The sequence below is a fragment of the Mesorhizobium comanense genome (genome assembly GCF_005503535.1).
GTDB classification, from domain to species: Bacteria; Pseudomonadota; Alphaproteobacteria; order Rhizobiales; family Rhizobiaceae; genus Mesorhizobium; species Mesorhizobium comanense.
In genome coordinates this window covers 17230-30153 of record NZ_SCNN01000028.1, presented here as the reverse complement: position 1 = coordinate 30153, position 12924 = coordinate 17230, and the positions used below count along the sequence as shown (strand labels likewise).

8 protein-coding genes are annotated in these 12924 nt (G+C 60.3%); 3 read left to right on the top strand and 5 right to left on the bottom strand.

The genetic code is table 11. The features are described 5' to 3' along the window. Positions 1 to 9: 9 nt before the first annotated feature. The 4 genes from narJ to FFS37_RS30670 are packed head-to-tail and all read right to left on the bottom strand — an operon-like array spanning position 10 to position 8734. Positions 10 to 714 (bottom strand): nitrate reductase molybdenum cofactor assembly chaperone, encoded by a 705-nt coding sequence (narJ, locus tag FFS37_RS30685; protein WP_137934702.1) that lies wholly within the window; start codon positions 712 to 714, stop codon positions 10 to 12. After that, positions 714 to 2240: a nitrate reductase subunit beta gene (narH, locus tag FFS37_RS30680; protein ID WP_137934701.1), complete on the bottom strand. Its 1527-nt coding sequence runs from the start codon at positions 2238 to 2240 to the stop codon at positions 714 to 716. The genes narJ and narH overlap by 1 nt, the downstream gene beginning before the upstream one ends. Then, positions 2237 to 5980, bottom strand: a complete 3744-nt coding sequence (locus tag FFS37_RS30675; RefSeq protein ID WP_137934700.1) for a nitrate reductase subunit alpha — start codon at positions 5978 to 5980, stop codon at positions 2237 to 2239. Before FFS37_RS30675 ends, narH begins: the two co-directional genes overlap by 4 nt. Positions 5981 to 5995: 15 nt before the next feature. Next, positions 5996 to 8734 (bottom strand): nitrate/nitrite transporter, encoded by a 2739-nt coding sequence (locus FFS37_RS30670; RefSeq protein ID WP_137934699.1) that lies wholly within the window; start codon positions 8732 to 8734, stop codon positions 5996 to 5998. Positions 8735 to 9000: 266 nt separating this feature from the next. On the opposite strand from FFS37_RS30670, the gene FFS37_RS30665 reads away from it, so the two are divergent. From FFS37_RS30665 to FFS37_RS30655, 3 genes are all read left to right on the top strand, one after another. Further along, positions 9001 to 9663: a helix-turn-helix domain-containing protein gene (locus FFS37_RS30665; RefSeq protein ID WP_232375829.1), complete on the top strand. Its 663-nt coding sequence runs from the start codon at positions 9001 to 9003 to the stop codon at positions 9661 to 9663. Continuing rightward, positions 9650 to 9910, top strand: a complete 261-nt coding sequence (locus FFS37_RS30660) for a hypothetical protein (protein ID WP_137934698.1) — start codon at positions 9650 to 9652, stop codon at positions 9908 to 9910. Before FFS37_RS30665 ends, FFS37_RS30660 begins: the two co-directional genes overlap by 14 nt. Before the next feature lie 87 nt (positions 9911 to 9997). Further along, on the top strand, positions 9998 to 11251 hold the full coding sequence (locus FFS37_RS30655) for a tellurite resistance/C4-dicarboxylate transporter family protein (RefSeq protein WP_232375828.1): 1254 nt from the start codon (positions 9998 to 10000) through the stop codon (positions 11249 to 11251). A 209-nt stretch (positions 11252 to 11460) separates the two neighbouring features. Here FFS37_RS30655 and FFS37_RS30650 read toward each other — a convergent pair whose 3' ends face one another. Continuing rightward, a complete protein-coding gene (locus FFS37_RS30650; protein ID WP_137934697.1) occupies positions 11461 to 12618 on the bottom strand; it encodes an NnrS family protein in 1158 nt (385 codons plus the stop codon). Positions 12619 to 12924: the final 306 nt, after the last annotated feature.

The window sequence follows — 12924 nt, the reverse complement described above, 5'->3', positions numbered from 1 at the left end:
GCCTCCCGGTCAGGTCACGTTATGCCGCGCGTCGCGGTTCGCGGCGCGCATCTGGATTCTCAGCCGATCGACGGAACAGCCGTCGGTCGCATTTCCTGGACCGAAAGTGACGGCTGTTTCTTCCCAGGCGGCATCGATGGACGCCAGGTCGTCGGGCTCGTCATTGATCTCGACCGTGTCGGCAACAACAGCCGTTTCGTTGACGATCGAGAGCGCGGCCGCGAACACAGCGGCATAGCCTCCGTTTCGCTTGGCCAGCCTTTCCTCGAGCAGCGAGAAGATATGAGCGGTCTCCTTGAGCAGGCCGCGCGCCTCATCGAGCGGGCGAGCGGACAGAAACTCCAGGAAAAGCGGGATGAAATCGGGCAATTCATTCGCTGCGATGAGAAGCCCCCCGCGCCGATAATGTTCGACCAGATCGACCATTGCCTGGCCGCGATCGCGGCTCTCGCCGTGGATATGTTCGAAGAGATGCAGTGAGTGACGGCGCGTCTTGTCGAACAACTCCACATAGCGCTCCTGGAGATCGTACAAATCCAGAGTAGCCAGATCGGTAAGCAGAGGGCGCAGTTGCTCCCTTGCTTCGTCCGATATCAGCCCCTCTGCCTCGATCGCCGAGATAATTTCGGGGATCGCCGGGGAAAGGTCCTCCGACGGATAGGCAAGGAGCGCCGAGAGCGCCCTGAAGGTCCTGTTCGAAACCGGCGCGGTCATCACGCGATCTCCATCGGGTTCGTTGGTCGCTTGGTCTGCTTGGTGCCAAAGAGGTTCGTCTCTGTAGAACCGCCCGAGCAGCCGTTTCCGAAGGAGAAGCCACAGGAGCCGCGCATGTCCTGCGCGTCCTCACTCCATTCGCGGTGCGCCGTCGGGATGACGAAACGATCCTCGTAATTCGCGATCGCCATCACCTTGTACATTTCGTCGATAGCCGTTCCGGTCAGGCCGACCCGCGCCGCGATCGACTCGTCGAGGCGGCCGTCGATCGTCTTGGCCCGCATGTAGCTGCGCATCGCGAGCATGCGCTCGAGCGCGAGAGCAACAGGCTCCTCCTTGCCCGCCGTCAGTAGATTGGCGAGATACTGGAGCGGGATGCGCAGGCTGCGCACATCGGGCATGTCGCCGTCGACGCCCATCTTGCCCGCGGCGGCCGCTGACTGGATGGGTGACAGTGGCGGCACGTACCAGACCATCGGCAGGGTACGGTATTCCGGATGGAGCGGGAAGGCGATTTTCCATTCCATCGCCATTTTCCAGACGGGCGACAGTTTGGCCGCTTCCAGCCAATTGTCGGGAATCCCGTCAGCGCGGGCCTGGGCGATAACGGCCGGGTCGTTCGGATTGAGGAAAACGTCGAGCTGCGCCTGATAGAGATCCTTCTCATCGGGAGTGCTGGCGGCCGCCTCGATACGATCCGCATCGTAAAGGATCACGCCGAGATAGCGGATGCGCCCGACGCAGGTTTCCGAACACACCGTCGGCTGCCCAGCCTCGATGCGGGGATAGCAGAAGATGCACTTCTCCGATTTTCCCGACGACCAGTTGTAGTAGATCTTCTTGTAGGGGCAGCCGGAGACGCACATGCGCCATCCCCGGCATTTGTCCTGGTCGATCAGGACGATGCCGTCCTCTTCGCGTTTGTAGATGGCACCCGAGGGGCATACAGCCGCGCAGGTCGGATTAAGGCAGTGCTCGCACAATCGCGGCAGGTACATCATGAAGGTGTTTTCGAACTGGCCGTAGATGTCCTTCTGGACACCCTCGAAGTTCACGTCCTTAGAACGCTTCTCGAACTCGCCGCCGAGAATCTCCTCCCAGTTCGGGCCCCATTCGATCTTTTCCATGCGCTCGCCGGTGATCGCCGAACGCGGACGGGCGGTCGGGAAAGCCTTCGATTCTTTCGCCGTGTGCAGATGCTCGTAATCGAACGTGAACGGCTCGTAATAGTCGTCGATCTCCGGCAGGTCGGGGTTGGCGAAGATGTTGGCAAGGATTCGCCATTTGGCACCCATCTTCGGCTCGATGCGGCCGTTCTTCTTGCGCCGCCAACCGCCGTTCCATTTCTTCTGGTTCTCCCACTCCTTGGGATAGCCGACGCCGGGCTTGGTCTCGACATTGTTGAACCAGGCGTATTCGACGCCTTCCCGGTTGGTCCAGACGTTCTTGCAGGTGACGGAGCAAGTGTGGCATCCGATGCATTTATCGAGGTTCAGCACCATCGCGATCTGAGCACGGATTTTCATTCTGCAGCCTCCTTCGGTGCCTCAGATGCGAGCGGCCCTTCGAGCCAATCGACAGTGGCCATCTTGCGGACGACGATGAATTCATCGCGGTTGGAGCCCACGGTGCCATAATAGTTGAAGCCGTAGGATTGCTGGGCGTAGCCGCCGATCATGTGGGTGGGCTTCAGCACTGTTCTGGTGACCGAGTTGTGGATGCCGCCCCGGTTCCCGGTCATCTCCGATCCCGGCGTATTCACGATCTTTTCCTGGGCGTGATACATCATCATCATGCCCGGCTTGATGCGCTGGGAGACGACGGCACGCGCGGTGAGAGCGCCGTTGATGTTGAAGACCTCGACCCAGTCATTGTCGACCAGGCCGGCCGTCTTGGCGTCGGTCTCGGATATCCACACCACCGGGCCACCGCGGTTGAGCGTCAGCATCAGCAGATTGTCCGTATAGGTGGAATGGATGCCCCATTTCTGGTGCGGCGTGATGAAGTTGAGGACGATTTCCTTGTGCCCGTTGGGACGGGCATCCTTGATACCGGGGATCGTCTTCAAATCGACTGGCGGCTTCCAGGTGACTAGCCCCTCGCCGAAGGCCCGCATCCAGAGGTGATCCTGGTAGAGCTGCTGGCGGCCGGTCAATGTCCGCCACGGGATCAATTCATGGACGTTGGTATAGCCGGCGTTGTAGCAGACCTTCTCGCTTTCGATGCCGGACCATGTTGGCGAAGAGATGATCTTGCGCGGCTGCGCCTGGATATCGCGAAAGCGTATCTTCTCGTCTTCCTTCGGCAAGGCAAGGTGGGCGTGCTCACGGCCGGTGATCTCCGACAAGGCTTCCCAAGCCTTGATCGCGACCTCGCCATTCGTCTCCGGCGCCAGCATGAGGATGACCTCGCAAGCGTCTATGTCGGTCTCGATCTTCGGCAAGCCCTTGGCCGCACCGTCAAGGTGCACCCCGTTCAATGCTCCGAGCGCCTCGACTTCGTGCTTGGTGTCCCAGGCAATGCCTTTGCCCCCGTTGCCGACTTTCGTCATCAACGGCCCCAGCGCCGTGAACTGGGCGTAGAGGTTGGGGTAGTCGCGGCTGACCAGCGTCACCGACGGCATGGTCTTGCCCGGGATTGGCTCGACTTGGCCGAGCTTCCAGTCCTTCACGTCGAGGCCCTGGGCCATCTCGGCCGGGCTGTCATGCTGGATCGGAGTGAGAACCACATCCTGCTCGACGCCCAGCACCTCGGGAGATACTTCCGAGAAGGCCTTGGCGAGGCCCTTGTAAATCTCCCAGTCGGAGCGCGACTCCCAGGCAGGATCCACTGCCGCCGACAGCGGGTGGATGAAGGGATGCATGTCGGACGTGTTGAGGTCGTTTTTCTCGTACCAGGTGGCCGTCGGCAGCACGATGTCGGAGTAGACGCAGGTGGTCGACATGCGGAAGTCGAGCGTGACCAGGAGGTCGAGCTTCCCCTGCGGCGCCGTCTCGTGCCAGACGACTTCGGTGTTGCGGACCGCCCCTTCCGGGCCGAGGTCCTTGCCCATCACGCCGTGGGTAGTGCCGAGCAAATGCTTGAGGAAGTATTCGTGACCCTTGCCTGATGAGCCGAGAAGATTTGAGCGCCAGACGAACATGTTGCGCGGCCAGTTGTCGGGATCGTCGGGATCATGACAGGAGAGTTCCAGTTCACCGGATTTCAGCGCGTTGACGACATAGTCCTTCGGCTCGAGGCCGGCGGCCTTGGCCTTGGCGGCGATCGTCAGCGGATTCTGCTTCAGCTGAGGCGCCGAGGGCAACCAACCCATACGTTCAGCGCGCACATTGTAGTCGATGAAACTCTTGTTCCAATCGCCCTCGGGCGCGGTCGGCGACAGTATTTCGGCAGCCGTCAGGGTCTCGTAGCGCCACTGGTCGGTCTGCGCATAGAAGAAGGACGTCGAGTTCATGTGCCGGGGTGGCCGGCTCCAATCGAGCCCGAACGCAAGCGGTGTCCAGCCTGTCTGCGGCCTCAGCTTCTCCTGCCCGACGTAATGCGACCAACCGCCGCCCGATTGACCGATGGCGCCGCAGAAAACCAGGAGATTGATGATCCCCCGGTAGGTCATGTCCATGTGGTACCAGTGGTTCACACCAGCGCCGAGGATCACCATCGAGCGGCCGTTGGTTTTCTCCGCGTTGGTGGCAAATTCACGGGCAACCGTGATGATCGCATCGCGCTTTACCCCGGTAATGCGCTCCGCCCAGGCGGGCGTGAACGGCACGTCCTCGTCATAACTCTTGGCGGCGTGGGAGCCGCCAAAGCCCCGGTCGAGACCATAATTGGCCATCATCAGGTCGTGCACGGTGGCAACTGCCACCTGGGAGCCGTCGCTCAGCTTGATCCGCCGGACCGGAAGGTTGCGGGTGAGAATTTCACCGTGATCGGTTGATACGAAATGCTCGGTGGCGCGCCCGCCAAAATACGGAAAATCGACTGGTACGATCTTGGATTTCTTGCCAGCAAGCGTCAGCCTGAGCCGAATGCTCCGACCTTCGCCGTCCTTCTCCTCGAGGTTCCATTTGGCGCCCTCGCCCCAGCGATAGCCGATCGATCCGCGCGGTGAGACAAGTTTGTCCGTAGTCTCGTCGATCGCGACCGTCTTCCATTCCGGATTGTTGCTCTCACCCAGGCCACCAGCGATCTCCGAGGCTCGCAGGAGCCGTTCGGGAACGAACCGGCCATCGCGCTCCGTGAGGCGAACCAGGAACGGCAGGTCGGTGTATTTGCGGGCGTAGTCATCGAAATACGGGACAGTACGATCGAGGTAATATTCGCGAAGAATGACATGGCCCATGGCCAGTGCCAGTGCAGCGTCGGTTCCCTGCTTCGGGTTGAGCCAGATGTCGGCAAACTTGGTCGCCTCGGCGTAGTCCGGGCTGACGACCGCACTCTTCGTGCCCTTGTAACGAACTTCGGTATAGAAGTGCGCATCGGGCGTCCGTGTCTGCGGCACGTTGGAGCCCCAGACGATGATGAAGCCTGCATTGTACCAGTCTGCGCTTTCGGGAACGTCGGTCTGCTCGCCCCAGGTCTGGGGGCTCGCTGGCGGCAGGTCGCAATACCAGTCGTAAAACGACATGCAAACGCCACCCATCAGCGACAGGTAGCGCGAGCCCGCTGCGTACGACACCATCGACATGGCCGGGATCGGCGAGAAGCCGATGACACGGTCGGGACCATGAGCCTTCACTGTATAGGCATTGGCCGCCGCGATGAGCTCGTTCACCTCGTCCCAGGTCGCGCGCACGAAGCCACCGTGGCCGCGGATCGAGATGTAGGATTTCCGCTTGTCACCATCCTTGACTATGGAGGCCCATGCGGCAACGGGCGGCATCGTGGTGCGAGCGGCCCGCCACAGGTTCAGCAGCCGCCCGCGGATCATCGGGTATTTTACCCGCGCGCCGGAGTAGAGATACCAGCTATAGGACGCGCCGCGCGCGCAGCCGCGCGGTTCATGGTTGGGAAGATCGGGCCGCGTGCGTGGATAGTCGGTCTGCTGCGTCTCCCAGGTGACGATGCCGCCTTTGACATAAATCTTCCACGAGCACGAGCCGGTACAATTCACGCCATGGGTGGAGCGCACGATCTTGTCATGCTGCCAGCGCTTGCGGTAGCCGTCCTCCCAAGAGCGATCCTCATTGGTGACGATTCCGTGGCCGTCGGAGAAACTGTCGACGGTCTTGCGAAAGAAGGTTAGCCGGTCGAGAAAATGCGACATTGCTCTTGCCTCTGATTATTCGGCTACGGCCGGATGGACGGACGCACCACGCTTGGCGCGCTCGATATCGTGAAGCAGGCCGCCCTTGCGGGTGTAGACGGCCCAAGTGATGACGAGGCAGCTGACGTAGAATATCAAGAACCCCCAGAGCGCGGCGCTCGGCCCGCCCGTCAAGGCGATCGAACTGCCGTAGCTCTTCGGGATGAAGAAGGCGCCGAAGGCAGCAATAGCCGAGGTGAAGCCGGTGATGGCGGCGGACTCCTTCTCCGCCTGCCGTCGGCGCGTCTCTGCATCTGCCGTGGGCATCAAGCGGCCCATCTCCTTGGCCATGATCACCGGGATCATCTGGAAGGTGGAGGCATTGCCGACACCGGTGGCGAAGAACAGCAGCAGGAACGCGGCGAAGAAGCCAAGGAACGCACCAGGTTGATCCTTGATGCCGATGAACCACAAAACCCCTGCTGCACCCGCGATCATTAGGACGAAGACCCAGAAGGTGACGCGCGCGCCGCCATATTTGTCCGCCAGCCACCCGGTGCCTGAGCGCGACAGGGCGCCGACAAGCGGGCCGAGAAAGGCGAACTGAAGTGCGTTGACGTCCGGGAACAACATTTTCGTGAGCAGCGGGAATCCGGCCGAATAGCCAATGAAAGACCCAAAAGTTCCAGTGTAGAGCCAGCACATGATCCAGTTGTGCCGGCGCTGGAAGATCACGGCCTGCTCGGTGAAGGATGCCTTGGCCGAAGCGATGTCGTTCATGCCGAACCAGGTCGCAAAAGCCGAGATCGCAATAAACGGCACGAATACGAACCCGGCATTCTGCAGCCACAAGGGCGCCTCGCCCGTCGGTCCCTTGACCATGGCCGGATCGCCACCGAACCAGCCGAATATCCCGGCGGTGATTGCGAGCGGCACGACGAACTGGACGACGCTGACGCCGAGATTGCCAAGGCCGGCGTTAAGCGCAAGCGCATTGCCCTTTTCCGCCTTCGGGAAGAAGAAGGAAATATTGGCCATAGACGAGGCGAAATTGCCGCCGCCAAGGCCGCAAAGCAACGCCAGCATCAACAGCACGACATAGGGGGTGTCAGGATTCTGCACTGCATAGCCGATCCCGACCGCCGGGATGAGGAGCGACCAGGTCGTGAGCGTCGTCCAGAGCCTGCCGCCGAAAATCGGCACCATGAAGGAATAGAAGATGCGCAGCGTCGCGCCCGAGATTCCGGGCAGAGCCGCGAGCCAGAAGAGCTGGTCGGTGGTGAAGGTGAAACCCACGAGCGGCAGCTTGGCGACGACGACGGACCATACCTGCCAGATGGCAAAAGAAAGGAGAAGCGCCGGGATCGAAAGCCACAGGTTGCGCCGCGCGATCTGGCGCCCTTTCTCCTCCCAAAAAATGGGGTCCTCCGGGCGCCAGTCGGTGAGAGCGCCGCCTTTCTGTGGCCCGATCGCCGGCTTGGGCATGCCCTGCATTTCGGGGAAAGGCGGGAGCTTGGCGAGCGCCTCGCCCGCGACGCCGCGCTCCATCTGGCGGATGGCGACGTGCATCCACAGGAGCGCACCAGTGACCAGGACAAAAAGCGCCATGAAGCAGCTCGTCCATAGGCCGGTGAGGTCAAGCAGCAGGCCGAACAGGATCGGCAGCAGAAAACCGCCCAGGCCACCGATCATGCCGACGAGACCGCCGACCGAACCGACATGGTCGGGATAGTAGACCGGGATGTGCTTGTAGACGGCTGCCTTGCCGAGGGCCATGAAGAAGCCGAGCACGAAGATCGTGATGACGAAGCCGACGAGGCTCATCTCGAGATGGAAGGAGGTTACGCCCTTGAGGCCATGGACCATGTAGTCGGTCGGTGGATAGGACAGGATGAAGGTCGCAGCGACCGAGACCAGGAACGTCCAGTAGAGCACGCGCCGTGCGCCAAAGGTGTCCGACAGGTGTCCGCCATAGGCGCGAAACAGGCTCGCCGGAACCGAGAAGAATGCCGCGATCATCCCGGCCGTCTTGATGTCCAGGCCGTAGACGTTGATGAGATATTGCGGCAGCCAGAGCGCGAGCGCGACGAAGGCGCCGAAGACAAAGAAATAATAGAGCGCGAAGCGCCAGATCTGCACGTTCTTCAAGGGCTCGAGTTCGAGCCATGCACTTTTCGGCTTGATGCCAGACCGCCGCCGCTCGACGATAATGGGGTCGTCCTGCGTCGTAAGCCAGAAGATGACGGCCATGACGACCAAACCGGCTGCCCAGACTTGCGCCACGGTTTGCCATCCGAAGGCGACGAGCACGAAAGGAGCGAGGAATTTGGTGACTGCGGCACCGACATTGCCGGCGCCAAAGATGCCAAGGGCCGTGCCTTGGCGTTCCGGCGGGAACCAGCGCGACACATAGGCAACACCGACTGCAAACGAGCCACCGGCTATGCCAACGCCGAGGGCGGCCACGAGCATTTGCGGATAGGTGTGAGCATAGGACAGCAGAAAGGTCGCGACGGCGGCGGCGAGCATGTTCCCCGTGAAGACGATCCGACCGCCATAGCGGTCCGTCCAGATACCCAGCACGACCCTAATGAGAGAGCCCGTCAGGATCGGCGTGCCGACAAGCAAGCCGAATTGTGTTTCGCTGAGGCCGAGTTCCTGGCGCATGCGAATGCCGATGATGGAGAAGATGGTCCAGACGGCGAAGCAGACCGTGAACGCTGCCGTGCTCGCACCCAGGATTTGACTGGACTTCGGATACACGGTCGTTTGCATCGTCGACGGCCCCTTTGACAGTTGGTCCATAGGAACGGAATCGCGTCCGCCCAAAGCCAACATGGCCAAGCTGGCGCCCTGCAACATTGATCTAAGTCAAAGACTGCTGTGACTTTTGTCGCAAACGATGCAGCAGTGGTTGGGAGAGGCTTGGTCGAGGAGACAATCTGTTGCACGGAATGACAGATAAGGAACTGGACCCGGAGGGGTTGCCGCTGTTTCGATCGCTATCCGCGTCCAGGCGAACTGACCTACTGCGAAATGCCATGGTCCACGGTGTGGCGTCCGGCACAGTCTTGTTCGAGCAAGGTGACGTGCCGAACTTCCAACTCATCGTGCTGGCGGGGTCAGCGCAATTGTTTGGACGATCGGCCAAAGGTCGTGAAGTGCTGATCGAGGCCGTCCGGGCCCCGGATCTGATCATCCCTGCTGCTGTGCTGACCGGAGCGCCCTACCTCATGCAGGCCCGGGTACCTGAGCCGTCACGCTTTCTGTTGATTCATGCTGCGGCGTTTCGTGCAGCCGTGGAAGCAGACCCTTTGTTGGCACATGCCGTGATCGGAAGCCTCGCGCAGCAATTTCGGCGCATGGTCCGTCAAATCAAGAACCTCAAGTTGAGAACCGCGACCCAGCGTGTGGGATGTTACCTCTTGGCCCTCTCACAGAGGCAGCGCACTCCAAACAAAGTAGTCCTGCCGTTTGAGAAGATGCTGATCGCCTCCGAACTTGGTATAACTCGAGAATCCTTTTCGCGTGCGTTGTCCAGCCTGAGCAACTCAGGCATTCGAGTCGATGGCCAAATTGTCGTGATTCATGACGCTCTCCGGCTAGCCGCCGAGTGCGGGTTTGACCCCGTTACCGACGGGCCTGAGACCGATGACTTCGTGATCCGATCGACCGAAGTCGCGGAGATCCTTGATTCTGGTTGATCCAGGTCAAAGCTTGTCCGTCACTCTTGCCGTCACTCTTGCCGTCACCTCAACCAGTCGAGGAAGGAGAACAGGTGTGCCAGCGGAAAGCTCGACGGTCACTGTCTTAGTGTTGGATGTCTTTGCCTTCCTCGCTGTGCTGGCCTACGCCTCGTTCGAATCGCGTCATAGGTCACGCAAACAGCACGGCGCGCTGATCAAAACGGACGAGAAACCTCACCAGAATTCAATCAAGCCGAAAGCCTGAAGCGCCAGATATGAGATGTCAGGGGAACCTTGAGGATGGGCCACCTCCACAAATTGGCGTCCGCGGCATCGTTGCTTGGATCACGCTATGGGGACGTTTGGGACGTTGTTAAGCGATTGCTCCATTGCCAGCGATTGGATGCTAGCGATTGGAGATATGTCGGCCGCGTATCGTATCGAGCGGCCCGCGATGCCGGAGGGGATCGCCCAAGACCGAATATGGGCCTTGCCGATGATTTTTTTGCGCCGGCTGGGAGGAATGGTACTGGGTAGGGCGACCAACCTATCAATCGAGCTTCGGGCGGGTGTTAGAGACCTGTCTCCGGCTTATTTTGCCATGGTGATGGCAACGGGGGTCTTGTCGATCGGCCTCAGCCTTCTCGGCATGCCCGCTGTTGGCGTCGGCATATTTGTCCTGAATATCGCGATCTATTTCATTATTACCGTGCTTACCTTGCTGCGATTGGCGTGGTTTCCGTCGGATTTCTTCAGCGATCTGATCGACCACCGCCGCGCCCCCGGCTTCTTTACGTTCGTTGCCGCATCCTGCATTTTGGGTAGCCAATGTCTCATCATCGCCCATAGCCTGACTGTCGCCGTCGCGTTTTGGTTGATCGGGCTGGTGCTCTGGTTGGGCCTGACCTATGCGATCTTCGTGGCGCTCACCGTTAAACAGAAGAAACCTCCTCTGGAGGAGGCTCTAACCGGCGCTTGGCTGCTCGCGATCGTCGCCACGCAGTCGGTAGCCCTGCTTAGCGCGTTGATTGCGGCTCATTGGGCGCAGCCCTATCGCATCGAACTCAACTTTCTGGCTCTGTCAATGTGGCTGTGGGGCGGAATGTTCTATATCTGGATGATATCACTGATCTTTTATCGCTATACGTTTTTTGCATTTTCGCCGGGCGACTTGTCTCCGCCTTACTGGATAAATATGGGAGCTATGGCGATTTCAGTGCTGGTAGGCGCCACGCTTGTCGAAAACACCAAAGGGGCGCCTTTTCTGCAGTCGCTGCTGCCCTTCATCAAGGGTTTCACTGTATTTTTCTGGGCGACCGGAACATGGTGGATTCCAATGCTGCTGCTGCTCGGAGTCTGGCGGCATATCTACCGCCGCTTTCCGTTACGCTACGATCCTTCCTATTGGGGCGCGGTGTTCCCGCTGGGGATGTACACTGTCTGCACTTTCAAGATGGCCGAGGCGCTGGATCTGGGCTTCCTACTATCAATCCCACGCTACTTCATCTTCGTCGCTGGCGCGGCCTGGTGCCTCGCCTTCGTGGGATTTGTCCACAACATCACGATGTGGCTTCTGGGCCGTCAGCCAGCTGGTCGAAGCGCCTAAGATGCTTTGGGACGGTTGATATGCCGCCCGCATGTCAGGGGTAATTCAATCGTTTATCATTCAATTGGCGCGCGGAGTCCAAGCCGATTCACAGTCATCGGGATGACTGGTCCAAAGCGAGACCGCCGGGTGCTTGTCCCTCTCCTCTTCCTACTCGCCAGACGATGCTGCTGACCGATTGCTCTTCCGGATCTGGTAGCTCGGGCGTCTCACGCCCGTGGTATGAGCATTCGACGGAAGGCCACCAGAAACAGGCCGAAGGCGACAACCCACAGTGTGCCCGAAATGCCGGCCAAAAGAGCACCGTAGCCCGGCAACAATTCGACCAGGAGGCGCGACAGGCAGGAAATTGTCATCGCCACGGACGCGCTAGTGGCAAGAACCGAGGTCGCGAAAGGGCGGCGGCTGTGCTTGCGGATCATGCTCGCCATGATCGCGAGAGCCATCGTGCCGATGGCGCCGATCGTCCAGGCATGAACGGCAGCCGCCTGCCCCAGCCTTGCAGGCGCGAAAATGTCGATCGCCAGAAGCCCGAAACCGACGGTGATCCAGCCATACCCAATATGAAGAGCGAGAACTGACGACGACGCCACCATCCGCCATCCCTTCCACTGGGCGACCCGCATCACCTGACTGCAGGCAGCAAGGGCGCAGGCAAGGCCGGTGAATTGCGCCTGCGGCGCGACAACCCACGAACCAAGGGCGCATGCTGCCACGACCGCTGCCGCGTACTCCAAAACAGCGGAGCGATCGATGAAGATCCGTCCGCCGGCGCTTTCGACGTACGCCATGGTCAAAGCCGGCACGACCCGTCCTCCGATGATCATGAGGAGGCCGATGATCGAAGCCAAGGCCAGTCGCAGAGCAAATTCTACCTGGCAGGACGCTGCCGTGAGCACGTTGCTGCCACAAAAGATAATCAGCAGAAACACTATCTTCAGGTTGCGGCGGTCCCGGCTGGCGATCACATGTCCCGCCGCGATCAAGAGGAGTGTCAGGACCAACAGCGCCGAGAGGGCAAGCCCGGCCGAATGCGACAGGAACAGGAAAGTCCCCCGGCTGCACAGCCATAGAGCGACCAGCAAACGCGTGGTGAGCGGCGACACCGCACGACGTCCTGTCCATCGGGGCAGCGCCGTCAACAGAAAACCAGTCAGGATGGCTGGAACCATCCCGAACAGAAGCACGTCACGATGCCAATCGCCGGGAGAAATCCCGGTCGGGCCGATGGCCTGTATTCCGAACGCCGGGGGCAACCAGACCGCCGCGCCCACGATCGCGTCCAGCCCGGCGATAAGAAAAAATGGCTGAAACGGCGCCGGTATCCGCTTCGCATCGAAAGCGAGCGCACTCCCGTCAGTCGCCATGCAACAATTCCTCCACGGGGATGGCTGACACGAGATCCTCGTTCTGCTTCGCCGTTCGCAAGAACGGCGATCGAAAAAAGCCGATCCGAAGGCAATAGCGTGGGCGATCGGTCTCCGTATTTGCTCAAACGCAAACAGGCTTCAAAACGGGTGACTATAATCAAGACCAGTTTTCGAGACCGGATCGGTGGATAAGACGGCGCTGCTCCGTCCGTCGTGTAATCGGCCGCGAAACGTCTTCCCTCGCGCCGCGCCAACAGCTCGATCGGACGCCAGCAGGATTGTGATTGGCCTTGGCATAGGAGC

What these genes read in the sequence shown, in the direction of transcription:
- FFS37_RS30650 (WP_137934697.1), bottom strand. Translation starts at nt 12,618, where the DNA reads ATGGCGACTGACGGGAGTGCGCTCGCTTTCGATGCGAAGCGGATACCG.
- FFS37_RS30665 (WP_232375829.1), top strand. Translation starts at nt 9,001, where the DNA reads ATGGTCCACGGTGTGGCGTCCGGCACAGTCTTGTTCGAGCAAGGTGAC.
- FFS37_RS30675 (WP_137934700.1), bottom strand. Translation starts at nt 5,980, where the DNA reads ATGTCGCATTTTCTCGACCGGCTAACCTTCTTTCGCAAGACCGTCGAC.
- narJ (WP_137934702.1), bottom strand. Translation starts at nt 714, where the DNA reads ATGACCGCGCCGGTTTCGAACAGGACCTTCAGGGCGCTCTCGGCGCTC.
- FFS37_RS30655 (WP_232375828.1), top strand. Translation starts at nt 9,998, where the DNA reads ATGGGGACGTTTGGGACGTTGTTAAGCGATTGCTCCATTGCCAGCGAT.
- FFS37_RS30670 (WP_137934699.1), bottom strand. Translation starts at nt 8,734, where the DNA reads ATGCAAACGACCGTGTATCCGAAGTCCAGTCAAATCCTGGGTGCGAGC.
- narH (WP_137934701.1), bottom strand. Translation starts at nt 2,240, where the DNA reads ATGAAAATCCGTGCTCAGATCGCGATGGTGCTGAACCTCGATAAATGC.